This window comes from Klebsiella sp. PCX (assembly GCF_021869705.1).
Lineage (GTDB): Bacteria > Pseudomonadota > Gammaproteobacteria > Enterobacterales > Enterobacteriaceae > Klebsiella > Klebsiella quasipneumoniae.
This window is the reverse complement of the sequence record NZ_CP091527.1, coordinates 4,552,416-4,577,322: the sequence shown is the minus strand read 5'-3', so window position 1 is coordinate 4,577,322 and position 24,907 is coordinate 4,552,416. Positions and strand designations below refer to the sequence as shown.

Below are 24,907 nucleotides of genomic sequence, written 5' to 3'. Positions count from 1 at the left end.
TGCTACAGCATCGTCATCAGATTGAAGGTCTTCTTCCAGCCTGGTGCATCCAGGACGCGCCAGCCAGAAAAGCTGCATCTTTAATAATGCATTAAAATCTGAGCACTGCTGTTAACAAAGTGAGCGGTTTATCAGGCCTGCAGCGCCAGCCCGGGCAGCCGTTTCCAGTAGCCGTTGCAATCGCTGTTGCCGGTGAGCGCCAACGGCGCAGCGCCGTTTTCATTGGCGCGGAAGGCGTCGAGCATGGCGAAGGTCTCGTTGCCCATCGGCGACAGGCGTACCATATCCACCAAGCCGTGCATGGACGTCAGCTCATTGCCCAGGTTGTAGACATAGCCGCTCATGGTCTGGATACCGTTGAGTACGAACACCTGCTGGTTCTCCTGGGACAGCATGCTGCGTCCGGTTGGGTATTTGATGCAGCAGGTCTCGCACTCATCCTTTGGCCTATCTTCCGAGCGGGCGGTAAAGCAGCGGGCGGAATAAGCCAGCGGCAGATGGCCGTAGCTCAGCACTTCGACTTCAAACTGATTGCGAATGCCCAGCTCTTCGCACTGGGTCAGTAAATTAGCCAGCCAGTCGCGGGAAAGCTCCACCGGCATGCACCAGCGCACCATGCCCTGTTTTAACAGCAGGCGCAGGGTAACGGCGTTGTAGCAGTTCAGCGCATGCCCGGCGACGAACGGCAGCTTGCGTTCGGCGCAGAGATTGACCACGCCCAAATCGCTGGCCTCAATCAGGAACTCCCCGTTATCGACATAGCGCTTTAGCTCGCCCAGTTCGGAGGAGGCCTGCACCAGTGCGAGAGTAGACAGCACCACCTGTTTGCCGCTGCTCGCCAGCGCTTTCGCCATCTCAATCCAGTCGCCGACTTTGGTGGCACGGCGTTTGCTGCACACCGCTTCGCCGAGATAAATGGTGTCGGCGCTGCAGTTGGCTGCCTGCTGGTAAAAATCTTCCAGCGTCTCTTTTGGCCAGTAGTAAAGCACTGGCCCTAATGAATATTTCATGTTTCTCACTGCCATTTACGGTGGTAGGCGCCAAGGGTGGTTTGTGTCCCTTCGGACATGGAGCCAAGGGTTTCCATCCATGCGGATTGCGGCACGAAATTCTGTGGATCGGCTTTGCAGCGATCGATCGCCTGGCGCCAGACTTTCGCTACCTGGGTGACGTAGGCCGGGCTGCGCTGACGGCCTTCGATTTTCACTGAGGCGATATTGGCGGCCATCAACTCCGGCAACAGTTCCAGGGTATTGAGGCTGGTGGGCTCCTCCAGCGCGTGATAGCGCTCGCCATCGACCAGGTAGCGGCCTTTACACAAGGTCGGATAACCGGCGTTTTCCCCATCCTGATAGCGGTCAATCAGCACTTCATTGAGACGCGATTCCAGCCCCTGTGGGGTTTGCTGCCAGCGCACGAAGCGCGCAGGCGAGCAGGCGCCGACGGTGTTGGGCGATTCGCCGGTCAGGTAGGAAGAGAGATAGCAGCGGCCTTCCGCCATGATGCACAGGCTGCCGAAGGCAAAGACTTCCAGCGGCACCGGCGTGGCGCGAGCCAACTGTTTCACCTGGTGAATAGATAACACCCGCGGCAGTACGACGCGCGCCACGTCGAAGTTGCGATGATAGAAGCGAATGGCCTCTTCATTGGTGGCGGAAGCCTGTACCGAGACATGGCGTTCTATATGCGGATAGCGCTCCGCGGCGTACTCCAGCATGGCGATATCGGCCAGAATGAGCGCATCGGCGCCCAACTGAGCCGCCATATCCACCGCGCGCTGCCAGCGGGCGTAGCCGTCGGGGTGGGCGAAGGTGTTGATGGCGATATGCAGCTTACGACGGTGCTGATGCACAAAGCTGACGGCTTCCTGCAGTTTCTTTTCGGTGAAATTAAGGCCGGCAAAGTGGCGGGCGTTGGTGTCATCTTTCAGCCCGATATAGACGGCATCGGCGCCGTTTTCGATGGCCGCCTTAAGCGCCGGAAGGTTACCGGCTGGGCAGAGCAGCTCCATAATTTTTCCTGAAAAATGCGGCCCGTCAGGGACGCTGAATGGTTAACGAGCAGGGATTTTAGTTAACCTTCTGGTGACAATTTTTGATTTGAGGCAGTTAAAAGTGTATTGGCGGCGCCAATAACGGGCTGCCGTCATCGCGTTTTTGTTGATTTACGCCGCTATGTTGTTTATGTGATATGGCACAATAGCGGCACAATTGCATTCATGGAGTAAAGCTTGTGTTGGATAAACTGCGTTCCCGGCTGGTCCACTTTGGCCCGTCTTTAATGAGCGTGCCGGTTAAGCTGGCGCCTTTTGCCCTCAAGCGCCAGGTGCTGGAGCAGGTGCTTAGTTGGCAGTTTCGCCAGGCGCTGGCGGAGGGAGAGCTGGAGTTTCTCGAGGGGCGCTGGTTAAGTATTCATGTGCGTGACATCGGTCTGCTGTGGTATACCTCGGTAGTCGATGGTCGCCTGGTGGTCAGCCAGCAGGCGGACGCCGACGTCAGCTTCAGCGCCGACGCCAGCGATCTGTTAATGATCGCCGCGCGCAAGCAGGATCCGGATACGCTATTCTTCCAGCGTCGTCTGGTTATTGAAGGCGATACGGAGCTGGGGCTGTATGTAAAAAATTTGATGGACGCCATTGAGCTCGAGCAGATGCCCAAAGCGCTGCGCGTGATGTTGCTGCAACTGGCGGATTTTGTCGAAGCTGGACTGAAGAGCCCGCAGAAACCTGAACAGACATCGGTAGGTGAGGCATGCTGATTCGAGTGGAAATTGGGATTGATGCACCGGGAATCGACGCGCTGCTGCGTCGTACCTTCGGCCGCGATGCCGAGGCGCAGCTGGTGCACGATCTGCGTGAAGATGGACTGATCACGCTGGGGGTAGTGGCGACGGATGATGAAGGCCAGGTGATCGGCTACGTTGCCTTCAGCCCGGTTGCGGTGGAAGGTGAAGAGCTACAGTGGGTCGGCCTGGCGCCGCTGGCGGTGGATGAACGCTACCGTGGACAGGGCATTGGCCGGCAGCTGGTCTATGAAGGGCTGGATTCGCTGAATGAGTTTGGCTATGCCGCGGTGGTGACGCTGGGCGACCCGGAGTTATACCGTCGCTTTGGTTTTGAACCGGCCGCGCGCTTCGATCTCCGCTGCCGCTGGCCGGACAGCGCGGAGGCGTTCCAGGTGCACCGCCTGGCGGATGACGCCCTCGAAGGTGTCCACGGCCAGGTCGAATACAGCGACCACTTTAATCGTTTTTGAGCCTTGCCAGCAGGGTTTCGACGGTATCTTCTCCGGCAACGAGGCGCTCTTTTTCGCGCTTCGTTAGCTGCTTAATGCGGTATTCCAGCCGCAAAGCAAGTGAGTGTTCACCAACTTCATGGCTAAAGGCCAGCTGCAGGTCGCCTTTGCCGCGCAACGCCTTCGCGCCTTTCCCTGCCTGATGCTGGCGAAAGCGGCGCGGCACATCGGTGGTGATGCCGGTATAGAGGCGATTATCCGCGGTTCGAATGAGATACAGAAACCAGCACACGGTTATAAAGTCACTATGGTAAGGTGTAGGCACCATAGCATAATGGAGAAGAAAGATGGATACGCTTGCCGCCATTGGCCGCTGGCTGAGTAAACAGCACGTCGTCACCTGGTGCGTCTCCCACGACGACGAGCTGTGGTGTGCGAACGCCTTTTACGTCTATGACCCGGATAGCGTGGCCTTTTACGTGCTCAGCGATGAGCACACCCGCCACGGCCAGATGACCGGCGAGCGGGCAAAGGTGGCCGGCACGGTCAACGGCCAGCCAAAAACCGTGGCCCTGATCCGCGGCGTGCAGTTCCAGGGCGAGATCCGCCGACTGCGCGGCGACGAAGAGGCGCGTATGCGTCAGCGCTACGTCAAGCGCTTCCCGGTGGCCCGCATGTTGTCGGCGCCGGTTTGGGAGATTCGTCCGGACGAAATCAAGTTTACCGACAACACGCTGGGGTTCGGGAAAAAGCTACACTGGCGGCGCGATGCCGGCGCCGAGCAGGCGTAGCGCTTCGCGATTGAAGGCCGGCAGATCGTCCGGCGTTCTGCTGGTGACCAGCTGTTCGTTATCGACCACCACCTCCTGGTCGTAGAACTCGCCCCCCGCGTTTTTCACATCCACCACGATCGGTTTTACCGCCGTGAGCTTACGCCCGCGGATCACATCGGCGCTGATCAGCAGCTGCGGGCCGTGGCAGATGGCGAAGACCGGCTTCCCGCCGTTGACAAAATCGCGGGTAAAGGTGACAAAGCGTTCATCCCCGCGCAGCTGGTCAGGGGAATAGCCCCCGGGCAGCAACAAGGCATCAAATTCACCCGGTGTGACGTCATCAATGGCCCGATCGATGGCGACCTCTGCTTCTCCCTGTTTACCCTTCACCGTCTTGCCAGCCTGCTTTTCGATGGTCACGACCTGATGCCCGGCGAGCTTAAACGCCTCGGCGGGAGAGGTAAATTCAGAATCTTCAAAGTCGTCGGTAATGAGCACGGCTATCTTTTTACTCATGTTTCCTCCGCTATCTGGATGGTCAATGAGGTAATTCCATGAGGATGGTGGATACTTACCTTGTAAGGTATTAAGCCTGGAACATGAGCCCGAAAGTGCAAGGCGGAGAATTCTGTAAAGGAGAATCAATGAGTCAGGTATTATTGACCGGCGCGACCGGGTTAGTTGGCGGTCACTTACTTCGGCTGCTGCAGAATGAGCCGAGCATCAGCGCCATCGCCGCCCCGACGCGTCGCCCACTGGCGCCGGCGGAAGGGGTTTTTAATCCGCACGATCCCCAGTTGACCGATGCCCTGGCGCAGGTGGTTGACCCGGTGGATATCGTTTTCTGCTGTCTGGGAACGACGCGCCGGGAGGCCGGGAGCAAAGAGGCCTTTGTCCATGCTGACTACACGCTGGTGGTTGATACCGCGCTGACCGGCAAACGGCTGGGTGCGCAACATATGCTGGTGGTCAGCGCGATGGGCGCCAACGCCCACTCGCCGTTTTTCTACAATCGGGTGAAGGGGGAAATGGAGGCGGCGCTGATCGAGCAGGGTTGGCCGCGGCTGACCATTGCCCGGCCGTCGATGCTCTCAGGCGAGCGGGAAAAAAAGCGGGCCAATGAGACCTTCCTCGAACCGCTGTTCCGACTCTTACCGGGGAACTGGAAATCCATTGCGGCCCGCGACGTGGCGATTGCCCTGCTGGCGGAGGCGCTGTCGCCTACTCACGAAGGGGTGCAAATTCTCTCATCGTCCGAGCTGCGGGAGCGTGCCGCGCGGCAGGCGGAATAGCGGTTTGCAAACGCAGGCTTCCGGCGTAGTATTCACGGCTTCAATTCATATCCACATTTCTTGCTGGGGAATGCTATGGCTGGTCAGTCTTCATCTCAGGCGGCGTCACCATTTCAATGGTGGAAGCCCGCGCTTTTCTTTCTCGTCGTGATTGTCGGCCTGTGGTTCGTCAAATGGCAGCCATACTACGGGAAAGCCTTCACCGCTGCGGAAACCCACAGTATCGGTAAATCCATTCTCGCCCAGGCCGACGCTAACCCGCTGAAGGCGGCGTGGGACTACGCGGTGGTTTACTTCCTTGCCGTCTGGAAAGCGGCGGTGCTCGGTGTGCTGCTCGGGTCGCTGATCCAGGTGCTGATCCCGCGCGACTGGCTGCTGCGCACCCTGGGACAATCGCGTTTTCAGGGGACGCTGCTGGGGACGATTTTCTCGCTGCCAGGCATGATGTGCACCTGCTGCGCCGCGCCGGTCGCGGCCGGGATGCGCAAACAGCAGGTGTCGATGGGCGGGGCGCTGGCGTTCTGGATGGGCAACCCGCTGCTCAACCCGGCGACGTTGGTGTTTATGGGCTTCGTGCTGGGCTGGCAGTTTGCGTTGGTTCGCCTGGTGGCGGGCCTGGCGACGGTGTTGATTGTCGCGACGCTGGTGCAGAAATGGGTAAAAGAGGCGGCGACGCAGCCTGCCGTGGTGCCTGAAGCGCAAGCGAAAGCGGCCCAGGGCGGCTTCTTTAGCCGCTGGCTGCGGGCGCTGTGGACGCTGTTCTGGAACACCATCCCGGTTTATATCCTCGCGGTACTGGTGCTGGGGGCGGCGCGCGTCTGGCTGTTCCCGCACGCCGATGGCGTGGTGGATAATACCTTGTTCTGGGTCATCGCGATGGCGATTGCCGGCTGTCTGTTTGTGATCCCTACCGCGGCGGAAATTCCGATTGTCCAGACGATGATGCTGGCGGGGATGGGCGTTGCGCCGGCGCTGGCGCTGCTGATTACGTTGCCGGCAGTGAGCGTGCCATCGTTGATTATGCTGCGCAAAGCCTTTCCGGCCAAAGCGCTGTGGCTGACTGGCGGGCTGGTGGCGCTGTGCGGTGCGATTGTTGGAGCGCTGGCGCTGGTGTAGTTTGCCGTAAACGTACGGATAGCCGGATGGAGTGTCGGGCGGCGGCTACGCCTTACCCGGCACACAACGGACAGGGGGCGGTGGCCCGGCTAAGCGTAGCGCCAGCCGGGAAATTGCAGCTTTATTTAATGTAGGTAAAGGCGGTGGTCACCCGGGACACACCGCTCACCCGGCTGGCGATATCCGCCGCCGCGCGGCCTTCACGGTCGGTCACCAGTCCCATCAGGAAGACTTCGCTGTTTTCCGTGGTCACCTTCACGTTCGATGATTTGACCTGATCGGTGCTCAGCAGCTGCGAACGCACCTTGGTGGTAATCCAGGTATCAGAAGAGGCGGTGCCTAAACCAATCGGCTGGCCCTGGCGCACTTCGTTAAACACTTCCGTGGTTCCTTCCACACCCATGGCGATTTGCTTGGCGCGGGCAGAGAGATCCGGCGTCGGCGACTGACCGGTCAGCAGGACTTTGCCCTGATAAGCGGTAACGTTGATGCGGGCCTGTTTCTTAATCTGTTCATCTTTCGACAAGGCGCTATTGACGCGCAGTTCCAGGGTGCTGTCATCGACCTGGGTTCCCACCGTACGCGGGTCCGTTGCGGCTTTAGTGCCGACTGCTGCCGTTCCGACTACCGCGGCGGCAACGCAGCCCTGCAGCAGTAGTGCTGAAAGCAGGATGGCGAGGGGCGAGAGAGCCTTCATGTGTTCTCCTTAATCGTCCTGGTGTGGAAAAAGAGTGTTATCTATCAAATCGCACAGACAGTTGACGGTCAGCATATGCATCTCCTGGATACGCGCGCTGCGGTGTGAGGGGATGCGGATTTCGACATCCTGCTGACCTAACAGGCCCGCCAGCTCACCGCCGTCATAGCCGGTTAACGCGACGATGGTCATGTCGCGGGTCACGGCGGCTTCCACCGCCTTGACGATGTCCCGACTGTTACCGCGCGTGGAGATTGCCAGCAGCACATCGCCAGCGTGTCCCAGGGCGCGCACCTGCTTGGCGTAAATCTCGTCATGCAGGCGATCGTTAGCGATGGCAGTTAAGACCACATTATCGGTGTTTAGTGCAATGGCGGGTAAACCAGGGCGTTCCGTTTCAAAACGATTAATCATGCTGGCAGCAAAATGCTGTGCGTTGGCGGCGGAAGTGCCATTACCACAACAGAGGATTTTGTTGCCGTTGAGCAGGGACTGCACGAGCGTCATCGCCGCCCGGGAGATGGCGTCCGGGAGTGCTTCTGCTGCGGCAATTTGGGTTTGAATGCTTTCGGTAAAGCAGGCTTTGATTCTGTCGAGCACGGGATCCCTTACTTCTGGTATTACGCTATTCGCCAAAGGCGTTTTTTAGCCATTGGATGTCGTTTCCGGTGAAGGCTACCACATCGAAACGGCAATCCACAGTCTCAAAGCTCCCATTCTGTCGGCAGAGCCACAAACGGGCGGCTTTAAGCAGGCGTTGCTGTTTTTGCGGGGTGACGCTGGCCGCCGCGTCACCGTACAGAGCGCTGCGGCGATAGCGCACCTCGACAAAGACGGTGACGGCGCCGTCGCGCATAATGAGGTCAATTTCGCCGCCACGCTCGCGAGCGTTGGCGGCAATAAAACGCAGGCCCTGGCTTTCCAGCCAGCGGCGAGCACGGTTTTCCCATGCATCGCCGGTCTGTTTGCTTAGCTGGCCGGGACGATTTGTCCCTGCTGGTATTTGAGCCATGACAGTTTCCTGGTAATCACGCAGTCCTGAGTCGCCGTCAGATCGCCGGTATTCCCGTTCAGCTCGAAGCCCGGCGTCTGGCGCATTTGCGTGAAGTGGTTTGCCAGCGACCAGGCGTCAGCGCCCATCGCATACAGACGCGCCAGCGAGTAGTCATTGCGCACCGCAGACAGCGCCTGCTGCATCAACGCCGGGTTGCTGCCAGCCAGCATCGGGATTTCGCTATACTGCAGGCCTTCCATCTCCAGACGGAAATCCGGACCTGCGGTGCCCTGTGCGCTGCGCGAACTGGCGTACAGGGTGACATTGCTCTGGCTGCCGTTGCGCATCGCGATCATGGGTTTGATATAGCCAATCTGTTCCGGGGTGGCGAGGATATAGGCCGCGTCGACGCTGCCGCCGCTGCTAACCGGCATTTCATCCGCTGTGCCGAGGACGCTGTTCTGCGCTGATGGCAGGGTGGAGACCGGGGTGCCGCTCAGCGCAATGCCCCCTCCGCCGTTAACGCCGGCGCGCAGCTCCGCCGTGGAGCCAAAACGCTGCTGCAGGACGCTGGCGCCGCCCAGCTTCAGCCACTCGTCGGCAAACGCGTTGACCACACGATCGCCCAGCGCGCCGCGCGGAACCAGCAACAACGGCGTCTGTTTACCCTGTTGATGGATGTGTCGGGCGGCGTCACGCGCTTCGTCTTCCGGTGACAGCGCGAAATAGCAGATATTAGCGCGGCCTTCGACCTTCTCCGGCTGGTTGAGCGCCAGCACGTTGAGCGGCGTATTGCTCTTGAGAACATCTTCGACATTCTCTTTCAGCAGCGGCCCGACGACCAGGGTGGCGCCGTCCTGCTGAGCCTGGGCAAGGAGCTGGCCGATCGGCTGGCTGGTGGTATCGTAAATTTTCAGTTCCGCAGAGGGATTGGCGGCGGTGGCGACCACTGGCTGCGGCTGTGCGGCCGGGGCGGTGACCGGCTGGGTGACCGGGGACGCGGTGGTCTGCGGCGTGGTGGTCGCTGCCGGCGCCTGAGCCGCCGGCTCCGCCGCTGGCGTTGCCTGAGTTTGCGCCGGGGCCTGCACCGGTTCAGCGCGACTTCCGGCAGCCGTCAGATCGCTAATTTCCGCCTGCGACGGGCTTACCACGTCATCGTTACCGGACGTGTTCGCCGCCTGAGCGACCTGAGCGGGAACCGCGCTGCCCGTCACCGACGGCGCACCGTTTTTGGCGGCTTCGAAGCCCTGCTGGATGGTGCGGCCGAAGATCGAGGCCTGGCCGTTCAGCGGCAGGAAAAGCGCAATCTTGTTGATGGAGGCGGGCTTATAGTTTTGCATGTTCACCAGCGCCGTTGGCAGCATTTTGGCGCCAGGGTTTTGCGGGTAGCGCGTCTGCCAGTCTTTGACGCCGGCTTTCAGCAGCGTGGGATCGTTGCGGTTGTCAAACCACATCCGCTGCAGATCCAGCCAGCCCTGGAGGGTGTTTTCATCGGCATTGATCACCAGCGCATTGGCCTGATCCTGGGTCATCGCAGTCAGCGCTTGCCAGGTCGCGTCAATATTTTGCTGGCGCTGTTTGGCATCGCTCAGCAGCGGCTGCTGGGCGATTAAGGCGCGCAGCAGAGTCACCGAGGGTTTGCCCTGGCTGGCATCGATTTGCGCCTGCCAGTAGCGCGCCTGCTGAGGCTGCTCCAGGCTTGCCGGGTCAAGCTTAGCCAGCAGAGTACGGGCCCCCTGATAGTCGTTCTGCGCCAGCTTTACTTCTATTGCCAGCAGTGACTGTTCACGGGCCTGGGTGCTGTCCAGGTTTGACGGCAGCTGGTTAAACAGGTCGATGGCCTGCTGCTGCTTTCCTTCCTGCAGCAGTGCACGAATGGCGAGTAATTGCCAGTTGGTCTTGCTATCATTCGTGCTTTGCTGCATCTGCTGCAAGTAGAAACTGGAGTTGGCCTGCGACGTACCCTGCATAAACGCCGTGCTTTGATCCTGCGTGTGGGTGCCGCAGCCAGCAAAAAGAAGAGTCGCCAGCAATACGGGCAGACAGCGCGCGGGCTTAGAACGAAGAAATGTTGACGGTACCATAAGTGTCCAGTGATATTTTTTTGGCTCAATGCTCAATATTAAATCGGCAATACGGACGAGACAATGAAACAACACGAATCAGCGGATAATTCTCAGGGGCAGCTCTATATTGTGCCCACTCCGATAGGAAATCTGTCTGATATCACGCAGCGCGCACTGGAAGTGTTGCAAGCCGTTGATTTAATTGCTGCGGAGGATACCCGCCACACCGGTTTGCTGCTGCAACATTTTGCGATTAACGCCCGTTTATTTGCGCTTCACGACCATAACGAGCAGCAAAAGGCGGAAACACTTCTCGCTAAACTGAAAGAAGGGCAAAACATCGCGCTGGTCTCCGATGCGGGCACGCCGCTGATTAACGACCCAGGCTATCATCTGGTGCGTACCTGCCGCGAAGCCAATATCCGCGTCGTGCCGCTGCCGGGTCCTTGTGCGGCTATCGCCGCCCTGAGCGCCGCTGGCCTGCCTTCCGACCGTTTCTGTTATGAAGGCTTCCTGCCGGCGAAATCGAAAGGCCGTCGCGATACCCTTAAAGCGCTGGAAGAAGAGCCGCGCACCCTTATCTTCTATGAGTCGACCCACCGGCTGGTGGAGAGTCTGGAAGATATCTGCGCGGTACTGGGAGAATCTCGCTATGTGGTGCTGGCCCGCGAGCTGACCAAAACCTGGGAATCGATCCACGGCGCGCCGATTGGCGAGCTGGTGGCGTGGGTCAAGGAAGACGAAAACCGTCGCAAAGGCGAGATGGTGCTGATCGTCGAAGGCTTTAAGGCGCAGAAAGAGGCGCTGCCGGCGGCCGCGCTGCGTACCCTGGCGCTGCTGCAGGCGGAACTGCCGCTGAAGAAAGCCGCCGCGCTGGCCGCGGAAATCCACGGCGTGAAGAAAAATGCGTTGTATAAGTATGCCCTGGAGCAGCAGGGGGAGTGATCCTGTAGACCCAATTGAAGTCTGGCAAGCAGCCCTTCAGATAGTGAAGAGCTGCTTGAGCGTCCTCCTACATGTCGGAAGAAATGTCGGAAGAAAAGTGCAGATTCACTTGCGATACCAATGCTGAGTTTTCGCACCGCTAAGCGCAATCACACTATCTTCAGTTCCACCTTTTTGCTGCTTAACGCTGCACGGTCATTTTCGCTAATGCCGTCGTCGGTGATCACGCAGTCTATTTTTTCCATCGGCAGTACCTGGTTAAAGCCCCGGCGATTGAATTTGCTGGCGTCGAGCACGGCGATCACCTGATGCGCGGCGGCGGCCATCACGCTGCTGATGGAGTAACCTTCGTTAAAGGTGGTGATACCGTTGGTGGCGTCGATACCGTCGGCGCCGACAAACATCAAATCGGCGCAAATTCCCTGCAGCGAACGTTCGGCAATTGTGCCGTGCATCGAATGCGTTTTGTGCCGCACGGTACCGCCGCATACCACCAGGGTGATGTCTTTATTTTCCGCCAGGGTAAACGCGGCGGGCAGGCTGTTGGTGATCACGGTGATATTGGTCATCCGCACCAGCGCCTCGGCAATCAGCAGGGTTGTGCTGCCGCTATCGAGGATCACCGTCATACCTTCACGGATCATTGCCGCGGCGGCCTGGGCGATGCGCTTTTTGGGATCGCTGGCAAGCTGATAACGATCTTCCAGTACCACTTCCTGATTTTCGGCGTCGGTCAGGTCGCTGCCCGCACGGGCGGCGCCGCCGTGAAAACGGGTTAACAGCCCTTTCTCTTCCAGTAAGCGGAGATCGGCGCGAATCGTTACCTCAGAGATGCCAAAGAGATTCGAAAGGTCTAGAACCAATACGCTACCCTGCGTATTCACCATATCGACGATTTTGTTCCTTCGTTCAAATGAGTTCATCTTGATTTGCCTGATAATTAACTCATCTCAGTGTAATCGAAGGGTAACGAAAGTTGAACGATAATTTTCGAAAGGTTTGATGAGCCAGCGCCGAGGGCTGGCTCGGGCGGTCAGGAGAGTTTGAGCAGGATTTTGCCCTGCATCGGCGCGCCGTTGAGCGCCTGCACTTCACGCGCAAAGCTCTCCGCGTCACCGCGGTGGGCGATCAGCGGCGCCAGCTGCAGGCGTTTTTCTGTCAGCAGGCGGGTGGCCGTTTGCCACTCTTCTCCTGGCCACGGGCCAGAGTAGTTCATCCAGCTACCGACAATATTCAACTCCTTGCGCAGGATCTGCCCGAAGGTGGCGGCCGGGAGGGTTAAATCGTGATGGAGCGTGCCGACCAGCGCCAGCTGCGCCCGCGGCCCGGCGGCTTCAATCGCTAATGCGACGGTCTGCGGCGTACCGGCGGTCTCGAGGACTAACTGGTCGAACTGAATGGCTTCCAGCGCCTGCTGAATCGCCTGGCCGCTCATCTCGCGGCTGTTGAACACACGGGTTGCGCCAAGGGTTTTGGCCAGTTCCAGTTTCTGCGGATTGATATCGATCGCCGTGACGCTGTTGGCGCCCAGTTCGCGGGCGCACTGCAGCGCCAGCAGGCCAATGGTGCCGGCACCGATAATAATCACGTTTTTACCTTCGCAGCCCTGCGCCAGATGGAAAGCGTGCAGGCCGACGGTTATCGGTTCGATAAACGCGCCGTCATCAATTGGCATCTGGTCCGGCAGGCGGAACAGGTTGGCGCGCTTTACCACCACATATTCGGCGTTGCCGCCTTCGCTGCGTGAGCCGACGAACTGATACTGTTTACATAAAGAGAAATACTCGCGCTGGCACTGCGGGCACTGGAAGCAGGGCAGCAGCGGCACGCAGGCGACGGCATCGCCGGGCTGCAGGTCGGTTACCGCCGCGCCGTAGGATTCCACATAGCCGCTGAATTCGTGTCCCAGCGTAATAGGGTAGTAATGCGCGCCTTTGGCGAAAATGCGCGGGATATCAGAGCCGCATAATCCGGAACTGACTACTTTGACCAGGACATCGTTTTCCGTTTGCAGCTTAGGGATAGGGCGTTCTTCAACGCAGACGTTCCCCTCAGCATGGATTACCACTGATTTCATAACATTCTCCAGCTATAAGATTGAGGGGAGCGAACGCTCCCCTTTTAGATCAAGACATGCCTGTACTTTGTTGCGGGGCAGCGCTTTTTTCTGCTTTTTCCGCCGCGATGAAGCCGCGAGCGCGACGCCAGGTTAGTAAAACGCCGGCCAGATAAATGATACCGATGACCGCGAAGCCAACCACATTTTGCCAGGTAAAGAGCTGGATCAGCAGCCAGGTAATCGGCGAACCACCCTGGTCCATTGAGGCCACCATGCCGCCGGCTTTCAGGGCCCCGGCGTTTGCCGCCAGCTGGGTGTGCAGGCCAATCGTCTGGGTGGCGATCCACAGGGTGATACCCATAATGATGACCCCGGAAATCAACGTGCGGAACAGGTTACCCTGATGTACCGCCACTGCCATTGCCACGAAGAAGCCGATGGTGGCCAGGTCGCCAAACGGCAGAACCTGGTTGCCAGGAACCACGACGGCGATAAGAATGGTCAGCGGGATGAAGATCAGGCTGGCCGAGACCACCGAGGTATGGCCGAGCAGCAGCGCCGGGTCGAGACCAATCAGGAACTCCTGGCCGCCAAATTTGGCCTGCAGACGCTTACGCGCCTGTTTGGCTATCGGCGTAAGGCCATCCATAATCGGCTTGATCACCCGTGGCATCAGCAGCATCACCGCTGCGGTTTTCACCGCCAGCTGAAGAATGCCCTTCAGGTCGTAACCCGCCAGCGCGCCAATCACCAGCCCCATGACGAAGCCAACGGTAACCGGTTCACCGAAGGGACCGAAGCGTTTCTGAATGTCATCGGCGCTAAAGTGAATGCGGTTAAGGCCGGGGATCTTGTCGATGATGGTATCCACGAGGACAGCAACCGGCCCTAAATACGCCGAACTACCGTGGGGTATCGCAATACCCTCAAGGCCGAAGAAATCGCGGGTATCTTTGGCAAACCAGTCGCCCAGCTTATACACAAAGGCGGCATGCACCACCACGCCGAGAATACCTATCCAGTACGACCCGGTAGCGATGTGCAGCATCGCGCCGGTAAAGGTCATATGCCAGATGTTCCAGATATCGACGTTCACCACGCGGGTCATACGGGTAACCAGCATCACGATATTGACCACGATGGCCACCGGGATTGCCACCAGGGCGATTTGCGACGCCCAGGTCATCGGTGATGAACCCGGCCAACCGATATCGATCACATGAAGATTAATCTGGAAATGCTCCGCCATCGCCTTTGCCGCCGGGCCGATGGAGTCGAGCATCAGGCCAATGACCAGCCCGATACCGACGAAACCGATCCCGATATGCAGACCAGATTTAAAACAATCCCCGAGCTTCATCCCCAGTAATTTGGAGAAGATAATGATCACGATCGGCAGCATCACCGTCGGACCAAGATCGAGGATATAACGCATGATTTCGCTAAACATGGCGTTTACTCCGCGAGGATGCCGAGGATTTTCTGTTGTAAGGCTTCAATGCCGACGCCCGAAACGAACGGCATGCCGTGCACCACCGGAATGTCGCCGAAGGTTCGCTCCACGCGTGCGGTGGTGCAGATAAGATCCGCCCCGTCCATGTAGGTTTCGATTTCATTGACCCGGCACTGCACCAAATCCAGTTCAATATTGTGGTCTGCACATAGCTCTTTAATCTCTTCAGCCGCCATCGTGGAGGTGGCGACGGCACCGCCACAGGCGACGATAACTTTACGTTTCATAGGGTACCCCTTTTATTATCAGTATCTTATGAAGCCACGGCGTTAAGCTCGGGCTCAAGGATAAATTGCTGGAACCGCACCGGTAGCTGATCGTCGGAAGCGGCGAGCAGTGCCTCCAGCGTGTGCGGATTTTGTAGCTCACTAAATAACCGGCGCAGCAGCTTCAGCTGTGCCGCCGGGTTTTCAACAATCAGCGCGATGATGAGCGAAACATCGATTTCGCCGTCGTCGTCAGCGCGCTGAAAAGGGACCGGCATGTCCGGACGTATCAGGTAAATGGCCGGCGATTTCGCGTGAACCGCTTCGCAGTGCGGGATAGCGACAGCGTGTTGTTCCAGGGCGATGCCGGTGGGAAAAGTCGCTTCGCGTTCGAGCAGGGCGGCGGGATAGCTGTCATGTACGACGCCTCGCGCCAGCATCTCTGCGCCAATGTGTTCCAGTGCCTGTTGGCTGGAACTGAAATGAATGCCGGTACGAACAAACAGTTGACTCATATATCCTCTTAACTTCAGGCGGTTTCAGAAGAACAGCCGTAGCGATAGGCACGCAGGACATCCTGGATTTTGTCGAGGATCAGCGCGTGCGGCTCGGCGTTCAGTTCATTCAGCGACAGTCGTTCAAACTGCACCGGCATATACTGGCTGATAAGCCCCAGCGGCAGCTTAGCGTCGGTCAGATTAGCGATAAGTTTCTCAACGCTCTGGCGAATACGCGGATGCGGCCAGTAATAACGGATACGGTCGGAAAGGCTGAAGTGGATATCGACCATCGCCTGGCTCCAGGTGGGGCGATAGTATTTTTTCCAGTAGCCCGGCTCGTTAAGCATCACTTCGTCGATCACCTCCATCACGCGGCTGCGAGACTCCGGGGCGATCAGCTCATTTTCCATTTGGGCGAGGGCAAAGATGGCTTCACGCAGGGCAAAGGTGAGCGCCGGGCCGACTTTCAGAATGGCGAAGTGGTCGCGGACCAGCGCACGATAAGCCTGGCGGGTTTGGTAGTCGGTGGAGTGCGCTTCGTAGACCATCGGGGTGCTTTCGATCCAGGCGGAAAGCGCTTTCGCTTCCTGCGGCTGGTAATGAATGATTTGCGTATGGTCAAACTCCACGCCTGGCTGCACGACGATGGCGATCACGCGTTCCAGCGCGGCGTCGAGGCCCAGCTTGCGGAAGGCGGCTTCATGGGTTTCGAGCGTCGCGGCGGCATCCTGCGCCCGGGTGACATGTACGCTGCCGATGGTGCTGGCCTCACCGCCGGGAACCGGAACTTCGGTTCCGATGACGTAGGTCAGGTGGCGCTTTTGCTCAGCGCTGGCGGTCTCTTCGGCAGCCTGACACAGGCGGGCGGCGCGCTCAGCAACCACACCAGGATCCAACGGCACCGGATCGTCAGCACAGGACATTGACGCATCAAGATGGATTTTGCTAAAGCCGGCGGCGACGTAGGCCTTGATCAGGTCGATTGATTTTTCCATCGCCACGGCTGCTGGTTCATCTTGCCAGCAGTTCGGCCCGAGATGATCGCCGCCAAGAATAATGCGCTCAGCCGGGAAACCGACGGTACGCGCGATGTTGTAGACGAAGTCGCGGAAATCGGCCGGCTGCATGCCGGTGTAGCCACCAAACTGATTTACCTGGTTGGACGTCGCTTCGATCAGCACCTTGTTGTTGGTCGGCAGATCGAAACGTAACGCCGCTTCGATAACCAGCGGATGCGCTGAACACACTGAACAGATGCCGATATGTTCGCCGGACTTGTGGCGAGAGATAATTTCTTTCATTTACAACCTCCGTTTTCTTTCGAATATATTCGTTATGTTTTGTTTTGGTCGCAAATGGCTTTGTTTTGAATTGTGATCTGTATCGATAAATAGTGATGTAACGCAGTGAAAGGTGTCGTCTTTCGAGACAAAAACGCCCTGACCAGGAAGGCAGGGCGTTTTTAATTGATTGAAAATTAACTAAATAGTCGGGAGAGCCAGCTGCGTTTCGTTTTGACGGTTTCCTGAGAGACCTGCTGCGGCTGGGCGGCAATTTCGCCGAGACCGGCGTTAAAAGCGTCGCCAATGGCTTTTAACGCCTGCTGCGCATCGTTGCCGCTGGCCATAAAGTGCAGACGATGACCCTGTTTGGCACCCAGCGATACGACGCGCATCAGATTTTTGGCATCAACAATCGCGGAGCGCGTATCCAGGTTTTCGACCTGGATTTGCGATCGCCACTGCTTGACGGCTTTCACCAGCACCGCGCTGGGGCGGGCATGAAGACCGTGCGGATTGCGCAGGGTAAAGGTGGCCTCTTCGTCAAAATGCGGCGCGGGTTGCGGTTCTTCGCCTGCCGGCAGAGGGATATCGCCAGCGAGAATTTCCAGCACCGCCTGAGGGGTATCGGCGCGCGTCAGCGCCTCAGGCACCCGATCGTCGCCCAGGGCATGGGTGAGCTGGCGCAAAATATCGAGATGCTCATTGTCCTGAGCCGCAATACCGACAATCAGATAGGCGGTTTGCTCCTCACCCCAGTCAATCCCCTGCGGACAAGCCAGCACCTTAACGCCCGTTTTGAGCACTGCGTCGCGACTGTGCGGCGTACCGTGGGGAATGGCGATGCCGTTGCCCAGATAGGTGCTGATTTGCTCCTCGCGCTCGCGCATGCCTTGCAGATAGGCTGCTTGCGTATGTCCGGCCTGAGTCAGGGCTGCAACGACACGCTGTAGCGCCTCGTCTTTCGTTTTGACCTGACGATCGAAACAAATATCGGCAGAAGTCAGTTGCATAGCGTGCTCCTTATTTCATGGCGCCAGCAAGAGCTGTCGCTTTGTCAGTGCGTTTTTGCCACAGCCGCCAGCATCCCAGCATAAGTGCGCCGCAGGCGGAACCGGCGAGAATGCACAGCACCCACATCAACGGTTTGCTGACCAGCGGCAGGATTAAGAAGCCGCCGTGCGGTGCCGGAACCTGAATATGCAAGCTGTAGCTGAGTACCGCAGAAATTGAGGAGGCGATCATCATCATCGGGATCACCCGCAGTGGATCCTTGGCGGCGAAGGGAATTGCACCTTCGGTAATGTGCGTGCAGCCGAGGATATAGTTGACCATCCCGGCGGCGCGTTCTTCCTCGCTAAAGCCTTTCGGAAAGAACGTGGTCGCCAGGGCGATGACCAGCGGCGGCGTAATGCAGGCGGCAGACACACCGGCCATAAAGAAATAGTTACCTTGCCCCAGCAGCAGCGTACCGGTGACATAGGCCGCTTTGTTGACCGGCCCGCCGAAATCGAAGGAACACATTGCGCCGACCACGATCCCCAGCAGGATGGGGTTGGCTTCCTGCAGAGAACTGAGCCAGTTCATCATGCCATTGTTGATCGCTGCCACCGGCTGGCCGAGCAGGACCATCATCACGCCAATCACCAGGACGCCGATCAGCGGCATAATGAAGATCGACTTCAGCCCTTCGTACTGCCGCGGCAGACCGTCGAGCAGATGACGGATCAGCAGCATAAAATACCCAGCTGCAAAACCGGCGATGATCCCACCGAGGAACCCGGCGCCGGTGGCGTTCGCCAGCAGGCCGCCGACAAAACCGGCAACCATACCCGGGCGGCCAGATATCGACCAGGCAATGTAGGCGGTAAACACCGGCACCATGATCGAGAACGCCTGCTGACCGACTTTCATCAGGGTGGCGGCAATCACGTTATACTGCGGTGAATTCGGATCGGCGGAGTAGATGCCCCACAGGAAAGAAACGGCGATTAAGATCCCGCCGGCGACAACGAACGGCAGCATGTTGGAAACGCCGCTCATCAGATGTTTGTAAATCTGTCGGCCGAAGGATTCTCGCTCATATTTCTCGGCGGGATCCGTCGTCGCGGAGAGTCCCTGGCGACGCTGCGCCTGACCGTTAACGACTTTATTAATTAATTCCGCCGGATGGTGAATGGCTTCTTTAACCGGCACCTCGATAACGGGTAAGCCATTAAAACGTTCGGCATTAACATCTTTATCGGCAGCGATAATTACGCCATAAATATCCTTCAGGTCTTCCGGCGTAATGGCATTTTCTACGCCGGAAGCGCCATTGGTTTCGACTTTTATTTCAACGTTTAATTTTTTCGCTGCGGTTTTTAAGGCCTCTTCAGCCATAAATGTATGAGCAATACCTGTAGGGCAGCCGGTAACGGCAATAATTTTTTTCATAATCGGACCTTTATAATTGGACGATCTGAAGTTGTTGTAATAATTCTTGCGTACGGTTTAATTTGCCAAGCCCGGCGGAGGCGGCAACATCGGCGCCGGTGGCGCTGGCCAGCGCCAGCGCCTGGGGAATATCGTCTGTGTTAAGCCATTGGCTGAGGAACGCGCCCAGCGCGGCATCGCCAGCGCAGGCCGAGCTGACCAGCTCGATTTTCGGGGCCGAGCAGAACCACAGCTGCTCGCCATTCGAAAAGTAGAGTCCTTGCGCGCCAAGGGTCAGCAGCACGTTACGGGCCCCGAGCTGGTGGAGCGTTTGCATTGCTTCGCGTACCCGCCGTGGGTTGCTGACATCCAGACCAAAGATCTCTTTCAGCTCGTCGTCATTGGGCTTAATCAATAGCGGACGCCACTCTAACAGCTGGCGCAGCACCGGGTGGCTGATATCTAAGATGACTTCACACCCTTTTTGCTGACACAGCACTAGAATCTCGCTATAAAACCGGCTCTCTATTCCCGGTGGCAGACTGCCGCTGATAACTAAATAATCACCAGGCGCGACGCACTGTAAATGATGAAGAATTTGTTCTTTTCCTTCATCGTCAATCCGCGCGCCGGGATTTACCAGTTTGTATTCATCGCTGCCGTCGTTAATAAAGATATTAATACGGGTGGGTTCAGCGACCCATGCCGGCGTGACGTTAATATGCTGTTTGCGTAGTTCCTCAACGATATAGCGGCCGGTAAAACCGCCGAATATGCCCATAACATGGGTTGGCTGCTGGTAATGATGTAATACCAGCGAGACGTTAACCCCTTTACCATTCGGGCAATATTCCGTCTGCCGGGTGCGGTTGACTGCCGCCGGCTGGAGCGGATCGCAAAAGATATTCATATCAATCGCGGTATTCAGTGTCAGGGTGTGGATCACGACAAGGCTCCTTCGATTCGCTGATTACAGTTGTCCTTCGCAGCCACAAACGTGAATCACTTTGCGAACGACCTCTTTCATTGCCGCTTTCGCCGGTTTCATATAGTGGCGAGGATCGTTGGCGCCCGGATTTTCCAGGAAGTAGGCTTTCAGTGCATCCGAGAAAGCAATTTTTAGTTCGGTGGCGACGTTGACTTTGCAGACGCCCAGAGAAATGGCGCGGCGAATATCACTATCCGGCAGGCCGGAAGCGCCATGCAGGACCAGCGGAACGTCAACGCGGTCGCGAATAGCCGCCAGGCGCTCAAAATCAAGCTTCGGTTCGGCGGTGTAAAGGCCATGCGCGGTACCGATGGCAACGGCCAGCGAATCAATACCGGTACGAGCGACAAATTCGCGGGCCTGTTCGGGGTTGGTATAGAGCGCATCTTTTGCATCGACCACCAGATCGTCTTCTACCCCGCCCAGACGGCCCAGCTCGGCTTCTACGCTGGCATCATAGCGGTGGCTCAACTCCACTACGCTTTTTACCAGCGCCACGTTCTCTTCGAACGGCGAGTGAGAGCCATCGATCATGACCGAGCGGATCCCTGCCTGGACTTTGCGTGTGATATCAGCCAGATCCTCATGATGATCGAGGTGCAGAGCGAGCGGGAGATCCCACTTTTTCGCCAGATCGCGGGCGATCGCCACCACGTTGCCGGTGCCGGCATAGCTATAGGTACCGGGCGTGCCGGCAAGGATCAGGGGGGAGTGTAGCTCAGCTGCCGTTTCAACGACGACCTGCATAGTTTCGAGGTTATGGATATTGAAAGCCGGCACGGCATAACCCTGTCGTTGAGCTTTCAACAGCATGTTTTTACTGGAAATGATGTACATTTTAGTCCTCTATTTTCAAGTTGTAAGTTATTTGTGTCTAATAACCTTCAATTTGAAAGTAATGTACCGATCGTCTCGGCTTTTAGGTGTGATCAACCGCACACAATGATGAATTGATTTTTAAAATGAAAGTTAATAATATTTTTAATGTTTCTTTTTTAAAGTTTTCGCCGGGAAGGTGTGCTTTTTTAACTATATGATTATTATTGATTATTTTATTTATGGCGGAGTGGGTATACAGCCGCTGTTTGACATTGCACCAGGGAAATTTAAAAATGAAAGTTATTCCAGGAGAAAATAATAAGGCATAAACCGTGGCAAAACCGTCAACCAGCCTGCTGAAAAGGCGCTTGGACATCGCAGAGATCGTTCGTAAGAACGGCGAGATCAAAGTCGACGATCTGGCCGAAATGCTGGCTGTTTCCGGGGTGACAATCCGTAACGATCTCAACTACCTCGAGCAGCAGGGCTACTTGAAACGCTCCTTCGGCGGGGCGATTTACACTGCCCAGGCTGGCGCGCCGGTTGCGGTGACCCGGGAAGCACCGGCCGTCAGGGATAAAGCGCTGGAGACGGAAATGGCTCGCCAGGTGGCGGCGCAGATAGAAGATGGCGAAACGCTGTTTTTAGGTCAGGGTTCTATTTTGCGCAAAGTGATCCCCTTTCTGGCCAACAGAGAAGAGCTTTGCCTGCTGTTAAACGATCTGGGCCATGTCGCGCTGGCGCAGGAGTTTTTAAATGGGGAAACCGTTCTGCTTGGCGGGGTGCTGTCAGGCCAGGGGCGGATTGTGGAGGGCGATCTGGCGCTGAAGGCGTTAGGCCATTACCGCCCTTCACGTGCCCTGATAGCGGTGGATCATATTGCCGAAGACGGCACGCTGAGCGTGCGTAACGAGGTCACAGCACATTTACTAAACGAGGCTGTCGCCCAGAGTAAACGAGTCATTGCGATTGTCGCGTCCCGACCAGTCTATGGCGAGAAACGTTATGCTGTGGGTGAATTGCAACAGATCAGCAGCGTCGTGACCCCGCAGGTGGTCGCGGCAGAGTACCATGCCTGCTTCCTCGCTGCGGGTTTGACCAACAGCTATACCAACAATGAATGCCTGACATGGCTCAACACGGCTTTGCATAAGACAAACCAGGAGCGGTGATGAACGTAACCATTTGCACCATCGGCGAGCTGCTGGTGGAGTTTCTCGCCAAGGAAGAGAATCAGGGTTTTTCCCGCCCCGGTGAATTTTGGGGGCCCTATCCGAGCGGGGCGCCGGCAATCTTTGCCGATCAGGTAGCTAAGCTGGGTTTTGGTTCCGTGCTGTTTAGCTGCGTGGGCAGCGACGCCTTTGGTGAGATGAACATTGCGCGGCTGGAGAAAGACGGCGTTAACGTCAACGGTATCGCCATGCTGCAGAAAGCGACCACCGGTAGCGCCTTCGTCAGCTATCGTAGTCAGGCGCAGCGCGATTTTATTTTTAACATGCCCAATAGCGCCTGCGGTTTACTGACCGCCGACCACATTGATGAGGCGCTGCTCAACCGGTGTCAGCATTTTCACATTATGGGATCGTCGTTGTTCTCGTTCCGTATTATCGATGCGATGCGTAAAGCGATTGAAAATATAAAAGGCCGCAACGGGACGGTGTCGTTCGACCCCAATATTCGCAAAGAGATGCTTAACATCCCGGAGATGTCGCAGGCTTTTGAATATATCCTCGACTACACCGATATCTTCCTGCCGAGCGACGGCGAGCTGGATTACTTTGGCCTCAATCCGGAGCGCAATGAGCAGGTCCTGGTTGATAAGCTACTGAAACGCGGCGTGAAGCATGTGGTGATTAAACGCGGGCCGCGTGGCGCCAGCTACTTTAGCGCCAACGAGACACACCATGTCGCCGGCTTCAACGTGCCAGTGGTGGATCCGACAGGCGCCGGGGACTGCTTTGGCGCCACCTTTGTCAGCCTGTTCCTCAATGGCGCCACGCCGCAGGAGGCGCTGAGATGGGCAAATGCCAGCGGCTCGCTGGCGATTAGCCAGCGTGGACCGATGGAAGGTACCTCGACGCAGGCGCAGATCAGCGCTTTTCTTGCCGCACAGCACGCTTAATCAACAAGCCCGGATAAATCCGGGCTGAAGGGGAGTGGGCTGCCAGTGTCGCGATCAGGTCACCGGCGCCGGGTTAAACACCGCCAGTTGGTTATGCAGACCCCATTGATCGGAGAAGGTTTTCTTGCGTCCGCTGGCGACGTCGAGAATAAATTCGAACAGCTTCAGCCCCACCTCCTCAATCGTCTCTTCGCCGGTGGCGATGGTGCCGGCGTTAATGTCCATTAAGTCATACCAGCGGTTAGCCAGCTCGGTGCGAGTCGCCATTTTTATCACCGGTACCGCCATCAGTCCGTAAGGCGTGCCGCGGCCGGTGGTGAACACCTGCACCGTGATGCCAGAGGCCACCTGCTGGGTGCCGCAGACAAAATCGCTGGCGGGGGTGGCGGCGTAAATCAGGCCACGTTTGGTCGGGCGCTGCCCGGGGGAAAGCACCTCAACGATGGCGCTTTTTCCTGATTTGGCAATCGACCCCAGCGCTTTTTCCACCACGTTGGCCAGCCCGCCTTTCTTGTTACCGGGTGAAGGGTTGGCGCTGCGGTCGGTTTTGCCCATATCGAGATAGTTATCGTACCAGGCCATCTCTTCCAGCAGGCGTTTACCCACCTCTTCGTTGATCGCCCGCGGCGTCAGCAGATGGATAGCGTCGCGGACTTCGGTCACCTCTGAGAACATCACCGTCGCGCCGCAGCGCACCAGCAGATCGGAAGCGTAACCCACCGCCGGGTTGGCGGTCACGCCGGAGAAAGCGTCGCTGCCGCCGCACTGCATACCCACCACCAGTTCAGAAGCCGGGCAGGTTTCCCGCTGACGCTGGTTGAGTTTCGCCAGATGGCGCTCGGCGACCTGCAGAATGTCATCGACCATCGATTTAAAGCCCACGTGCTTTTCATCCTGCAGGCTGACGATACTGGCGCTGTCCACCGGGATGCTTTTGACATCTTCCGTCCCCTGCAGCAGCCGCTCGGGCTGCAGCTTTTCACAGCCAAGGCCAATGACCATCACTTCGCCGCCGAAGTTCGGGTTAAGGGCGATATTGTGGATGGTGCGTATTGGTACCACCGCCGCTGGCGCATTAATCGCTACGCCGCAGCCATAGAGGTGATTCAGACCCACCACGCCGTCGACGTTGGGATATTTCGGCAGCAGGTCGCGTTCAATGAGTTTCACCACGTAATCGACCACGCCCGCAACGCAGTGCACGCTGGTGGTGATACCCAGCAGATTTTTGGTGCCCACGCTGCCATCGGCATTGCGGTAGCCTGCGAAGGTATAGCCTTCCAGCGGCGGCAGCGGGGCCGGCACTTTGGTGGCCAGCGGCAGGGTGTTCAACGGCGGGGCGGTGGGCAGCTCCACTAACGACTCGTCAATCCAGCTTCCTTTGGGGATGTCGCGCATTGCCAAGCCAATGACTTCTCCGTAACGGATAATTTCACCGTGGGCTGGGATATCCACCAGGGCGACTTTATGACCCTGTGGAATGTGCTCGATGAGCGTCAGGCCGTCCGGGAAACGCGTTCCGGCGGTTAATCCCCGATCGTTGACAATAATCGCCACATTATCTGTCGGGTCAACTTTTATATAAAACGCGGTAGGCGATTGTTGTCGAATTGAAATATCAGCCATTGTCCAGTTATCTCCAAACAGGTGCTAAAAATATCATTAAATGGTAATTCTGGCGCTGTTAAGCAGAATAATGAAATAAAGCATGTCAGGTGTGTCGGCGTGAAGATGTGATCTGAATCACTCCTTGTCGCCATGGACGCGCGCGGAGGGTGGGGAATCGTAAGAAGTGTGGATTAGCGCCCATAGCTTAAGGCGATTGCCCAACTAAGGCTTTAAAAAATGTGTTTATATTGTGTTTATGCATAGTGTCTGGCGAGTGGGAG

General features: G+C 57.4%; 27 protein-coding genes. 8 read left to right on the top strand and 19 right to left on the bottom strand.

Annotated features, from left to right (window positions below):
• Window positions 1-131 precede the first annotated feature (131 nt).
• Window positions 132-1,010 carry a U32 family peptidase gene (locus GQR96_RS21875; protein WP_064150911.1) on the bottom strand — a complete coding sequence of 293 codons (879 nt, stop codon included), beginning with the start codon at window positions 1,008-1,010 and terminating at the stop codon, window positions 132-134.
• A gap of 5 nt (window positions 1,011-1,015) precedes the next feature.
• On the bottom strand, window positions 1,016-2,011 hold the full coding sequence (locus GQR96_RS21870) for a ubiquinone anaerobic biosynthesis protein UbiU (RefSeq protein ID WP_004206164.1): 996 nt from the start codon (window positions 2,009-2,011) through the stop codon (window positions 1,016-1,018).
• A gap of 221 nt (window positions 2,012-2,232) precedes the next feature.
• Here GQR96_RS21870 and GQR96_RS21865 point away from each other — a divergent pair, with 221 nt between their 5' ends.
• Entirely contained in the window at window positions 2,233-2,757 is a 525-nt protein-coding gene (locus GQR96_RS21865) for a ubiquinone anaerobic biosynthesis accessory factor UbiT (RefSeq protein WP_002918231.1), read from the top strand.
• On the top strand, window positions 2,751-3,254 hold the full coding sequence (locus GQR96_RS21860; protein ID WP_004206163.1) for a GNAT family N-acetyltransferase: 504 nt from the start codon (window positions 2,751-2,753) through the stop codon (window positions 3,252-3,254). Before GQR96_RS21865 ends, GQR96_RS21860 begins: the two co-directional genes overlap by 7 nt.
• Here the strand turns inward: GQR96_RS21860 and GQR96_RS21855 are convergent.
• A complete protein-coding gene (locus GQR96_RS21855; protein WP_025999208.1) occupies window positions 3,241-3,531 on the bottom strand; it encodes a GIY-YIG nuclease family protein in 291 nt (96 codons plus the stop codon). The two genes, GQR96_RS21860 and GQR96_RS21855, sit on opposite strands and share 14 nt — an antisense overlap.
• 49 nt (window positions 3,532-3,580) lie before the next feature.
• Between GQR96_RS21855 and GQR96_RS21850 the strand changes: the two genes are divergently transcribed.
• Window positions 3,581-4,024, top strand: coding sequence for a YhbP family protein (locus GQR96_RS21850; protein WP_065903871.1), 444 nt, complete (start codon window positions 3,581-3,583; stop codon window positions 4,022-4,024).
• Here the strand turns inward: GQR96_RS21850 and GQR96_RS21845 are convergent.
• Window positions 3,986-4,522: a type 1 glutamine amidotransferase domain-containing protein gene (locus GQR96_RS21845; protein ID WP_004206160.1), complete on the bottom strand. Its 537-nt coding sequence runs from the start codon at window positions 4,520-4,522 to the stop codon at window positions 3,986-3,988. The genes GQR96_RS21850 and GQR96_RS21845 overlap by 39 nt on opposite strands.
• Before the next feature lie 128 nt (window positions 4,523-4,650).
• On the opposite strand from GQR96_RS21845, the gene GQR96_RS21840 reads away from it, so the two are divergent.
• The gene (locus GQR96_RS21840; RefSeq protein ID WP_004206158.1) at window positions 4,651-5,298 is read left to right on the top strand and encodes an NAD(P)H-binding protein; all 648 of its coding nucleotides are present in this window, start codon (window positions 4,651-4,653) and stop codon (window positions 5,296-5,298) included.
• Between the two features lie 75 nt (window positions 5,299-5,373).
• The gene (locus GQR96_RS21835; RefSeq protein WP_004206156.1) at window positions 5,374-6,414 is read left to right on the top strand and encodes a permease; all 1,041 of its coding nucleotides are present in this window, start codon (window positions 5,374-5,376) and stop codon (window positions 6,412-6,414) included.
• Between the two features lie 121 nt (window positions 6,415-6,535).
• On the opposite strand, the gene dolP is transcribed toward GQR96_RS21835, so the two are convergent.
• From dolP to GQR96_RS21815, 4 genes are read right to left on the bottom strand one after another with little or no spacing between them, the layout of a single operon-like run.
• On the bottom strand, window positions 6,536-7,111 hold the full coding sequence (gene dolP / locus GQR96_RS21830) for a division/outer membrane stress-associated lipid-binding lipoprotein (RefSeq protein ID WP_002918214.1): 576 nt from the start codon (window positions 7,109-7,111) through the stop codon (window positions 6,536-6,538).
• 9 nt (window positions 7,112-7,120) lie between these two features.
• Window positions 7,121-7,711, bottom strand: a complete 591-nt coding sequence (diaA, locus tag GQR96_RS21825; RefSeq protein WP_002918211.1) for a DnaA initiator-associating protein DiaA — start codon at window positions 7,709-7,711, stop codon at window positions 7,121-7,123.
• Window positions 7,712-7,736: 25 nt separating this feature from the next.
• On the bottom strand, window positions 7,737-8,123 hold the full coding sequence (locus GQR96_RS21820) for a YraN family protein (RefSeq protein ID WP_004206155.1): 387 nt from the start codon (window positions 8,121-8,123) through the stop codon (window positions 7,737-7,739).
• Window positions 8,081-10,189 (bottom strand): penicillin-binding protein activator, encoded by a 2,109-nt coding sequence (locus GQR96_RS21815; protein ID WP_053809929.1) that lies wholly within the window; start codon window positions 10,187-10,189, stop codon window positions 8,081-8,083. The genes GQR96_RS21820 and GQR96_RS21815 overlap by 43 nt, the downstream gene beginning before the upstream one ends.
• Before the next feature lie 63 nt (window positions 10,190-10,252).
• Between GQR96_RS21815 and rsmI the strand changes: the two genes are divergently transcribed.
• Window positions 10,253-11,116 carry a 16S rRNA (cytidine(1402)-2'-O)-methyltransferase gene (gene rsmI / locus GQR96_RS21810; protein ID WP_069734286.1) on the top strand — a complete coding sequence of 288 codons (864 nt, stop codon included), beginning with the start codon at window positions 10,253-10,255 and terminating at the stop codon, window positions 11,114-11,116.
• Window positions 11,117-11,265: 149 nt separating this feature from the next.
• Here the strand turns inward: rsmI and GQR96_RS21805 are convergent, their stop codons facing one another.
• From GQR96_RS21805 to GQR96_RS21760, 10 genes are all read right to left on the bottom strand, one after another.
• Window positions 11,266-12,039: a DeoR/GlpR family DNA-binding transcription regulator gene (locus GQR96_RS21805; protein ID WP_004206153.1), complete on the bottom strand. Its 774-nt coding sequence runs from the start codon at window positions 12,037-12,039 to the stop codon at window positions 11,266-11,268.
• 110 nt (window positions 12,040-12,149) lie between these two features.
• Window positions 12,150-13,193, bottom strand: a complete 1,044-nt coding sequence (gene gatD / locus GQR96_RS21800) for a galactitol-1-phosphate 5-dehydrogenase (protein ID WP_065903873.1) — start codon at window positions 13,191-13,193, stop codon at window positions 12,150-12,152.
• A 49-nt stretch (window positions 13,194-13,242) separates the two neighbouring features.
• On the bottom strand, window positions 13,243-14,625 hold the full coding sequence (locus tag GQR96_RS21795; RefSeq protein WP_004206150.1) for a galactitol-specific PTS transporter subunit IIC: 1,383 nt from the start codon (window positions 14,623-14,625) through the stop codon (window positions 13,243-13,245).
• Between the two features lie 5 nt (window positions 14,626-14,630).
• A complete protein-coding gene (gatB, locus tag GQR96_RS21790; RefSeq protein WP_002918119.1) occupies window positions 14,631-14,915 on the bottom strand; it encodes a PTS galactitol transporter subunit IIB in 285 nt (94 codons plus the stop codon).
• Between the two features lie 26 nt (window positions 14,916-14,941).
• A complete protein-coding gene (gatA, locus tag GQR96_RS21785) occupies window positions 14,942-15,409 on the bottom strand; it encodes a PTS galactitol transporter subunit IIA (protein ID WP_004206149.1) in 468 nt (155 codons plus the stop codon).
• 14 nt (window positions 15,410-15,423) lie between these two features.
• Window positions 15,424-16,695, bottom strand: a complete 1,272-nt coding sequence (gene gatZ, locus GQR96_RS21780) for a tagatose-bisphosphate aldolase subunit GatZ (protein WP_057212872.1) — start codon at window positions 16,693-16,695, stop codon at window positions 15,424-15,426.
• 176 nt (window positions 16,696-16,871) lie between these two features.
• On the bottom strand, window positions 16,872-17,687 hold the full coding sequence (locus GQR96_RS21775; protein ID WP_032456650.1) for an HPr family phosphocarrier protein: 816 nt from the start codon (window positions 17,685-17,687) through the stop codon (window positions 16,872-16,874).
• Window positions 17,688-17,697: 10 nt separating this feature from the next.
• Entirely contained in the window at window positions 17,698-19,110 is a 1,413-nt protein-coding gene (locus tag GQR96_RS21770; RefSeq protein WP_004206144.1) for a PTS fructose transporter subunit IIC, read from the bottom strand.
• Window positions 19,111-19,120: 10 nt separating this feature from the next.
• The gene (pfkB, locus tag GQR96_RS21765; protein ID WP_004206143.1) at window positions 19,121-20,035 is read right to left on the bottom strand and encodes a 1-phosphofructokinase; all 915 of its coding nucleotides are present in this window, start codon (window positions 20,033-20,035) and stop codon (window positions 19,121-19,123) included.
• A 24-nt stretch (window positions 20,036-20,059) separates the two neighbouring features.
• Window positions 20,060-20,914 carry a tagatose bisphosphate family class II aldolase gene (locus tag GQR96_RS21760; RefSeq protein ID WP_004206142.1) on the bottom strand — a complete coding sequence of 285 codons (855 nt, stop codon included), beginning with the start codon at window positions 20,912-20,914 and terminating at the stop codon, window positions 20,060-20,062.
• A gap of 350 nt (window positions 20,915-21,264) precedes the next feature.
• Here GQR96_RS21760 and GQR96_RS21755 point away from each other — a divergent pair, with 350 nt between their 5' ends.
• Window positions 21,265-22,068, top strand: coding sequence for a DeoR/GlpR family DNA-binding transcription regulator (locus tag GQR96_RS21755; protein WP_072140524.1), 804 nt, complete (start codon window positions 21,265-21,267; stop codon window positions 22,066-22,068).
• On the top strand, window positions 22,068-23,018 hold the full coding sequence (locus GQR96_RS21750) for a sugar kinase (RefSeq protein ID WP_004206140.1): 951 nt from the start codon (window positions 22,068-22,070) through the stop codon (window positions 23,016-23,018). Before GQR96_RS21755 ends, GQR96_RS21750 begins: the two co-directional genes overlap by 1 nt.
• 54 nt (window positions 23,019-23,072) lie before the next feature.
• Here the strand turns inward: GQR96_RS21750 and garD are convergent, their stop codons facing one another.
• Window positions 23,073-24,644, bottom strand: coding sequence for a galactarate dehydratase (garD, locus tag GQR96_RS21745; protein WP_065903881.1), 1,572 nt, complete (start codon window positions 24,642-24,644; stop codon window positions 23,073-23,075).
• Window positions 24,645-24,907: the final 263 nt, after the last annotated feature.

Coding starts and splice junctions, on each gene's coding strand:
- GQR96_RS21760 (WP_004206142.1), bottom strand. CDS start 20,914: ATGTACATCATTTCCAGTAAAAACATGCTGTTGAAAGCTCAACGACAG.
- rsmI (WP_069734286.1), top strand. CDS start 10,253: ATGAAACAACACGAATCAGCGGATAATTCTCAGGGGCAGCTCTATATT.
- dolP (WP_002918214.1), bottom strand. CDS start 7,111: ATGAAGGCTCTCTCGCCCCTCGCCATCCTGCTTTCAGCACTACTGCTG.
- GQR96_RS21805 (WP_004206153.1), bottom strand. CDS start 12,039: ATGAACTCATTTGAACGAAGGAACAAAATCGTCGATATGGTGAATACG.
- GQR96_RS21775 (WP_032456650.1), bottom strand. CDS start 17,687: ATGCAACTGACTTCTGCCGATATTTGTTTCGATCGTCAGGTCAAAACG.
- garD (WP_065903881.1), bottom strand. CDS start 24,644: ATGGCTGATATTTCAATTCGACAACAATCGCCTACCGCGTTTTATATA.
- gatZ (WP_057212872.1), bottom strand. CDS start 16,695: ATGAAAGAAATTATCTCTCGCCACAAGTCCGGCGAACATATCGGCATC.
- GQR96_RS21850 (WP_065903871.1), top strand. CDS start 3,581: ATGGATACGCTTGCCGCCATTGGCCGCTGGCTGAGTAAACAGCACGTC.
- GQR96_RS21870 (WP_004206164.1), bottom strand. CDS start 2,011: ATGGAGCTGCTCTGCCCAGCCGGTAACCTTCCGGCGCTTAAGGCGGCC.
- GQR96_RS21815 (WP_053809929.1), bottom strand. CDS start 10,189: ATGGTACCGTCAACATTTCTTCGTTCTAAGCCCGCGCGCTGTCTGCCC.
- gatA (WP_004206149.1), bottom strand. CDS start 15,409: ATGAGTCAACTGTTTGTTCGTACCGGCATTCATTTCAGTTCCAGCCAA.
- GQR96_RS21860 (WP_004206163.1), top strand. CDS start 2,751: ATGCTGATTCGAGTGGAAATTGGGATTGATGCACCGGGAATCGACGCG.
- GQR96_RS21840 (WP_004206158.1), top strand. CDS start 4,651: ATGAGTCAGGTATTATTGACCGGCGCGACCGGGTTAGTTGGCGGTCAC.
- gatB (WP_002918119.1), bottom strand. CDS start 14,915: ATGAAACGTAAAGTTATCGTCGCCTGTGGCGGTGCCGTCGCCACCTCC.
- GQR96_RS21795 (WP_004206150.1), bottom strand. CDS start 14,625: ATGTTTAGCGAAATCATGCGTTATATCCTCGATCTTGGTCCGACGGTG.
- GQR96_RS21835 (WP_004206156.1), top strand. CDS start 5,374: ATGGCTGGTCAGTCTTCATCTCAGGCGGCGTCACCATTTCAATGGTGG.
- GQR96_RS21875 (WP_064150911.1), bottom strand. CDS start 1,010: ATGAAATATTCATTAGGGCCAGTGCTTTACTACTGGCCAAAAGAGACG.
- gatD (WP_065903873.1), bottom strand. CDS start 13,193: ATGAAATCAGTGGTAATCCATGCTGAGGGGAACGTCTGCGTTGAAGAA.
- GQR96_RS21845 (WP_004206160.1), bottom strand. CDS start 4,522: ATGAGTAAAAAGATAGCCGTGCTCATTACCGACGACTTTGAAGATTCT.
- GQR96_RS21820 (WP_004206155.1), bottom strand. CDS start 8,123: ATGGCTCAAATACCAGCAGGGACAAATCGTCCCGGCCAGCTAAGCAAA.
- GQR96_RS21770 (WP_004206144.1), bottom strand. CDS start 19,110: ATGAAAAAAATTATTGCCGTTACCGGCTGCCCTACAGGTATTGCTCAT.
- GQR96_RS21750 (WP_004206140.1), top strand. CDS start 22,068: ATGAACGTAACCATTTGCACCATCGGCGAGCTGCTGGTGGAGTTTCTC.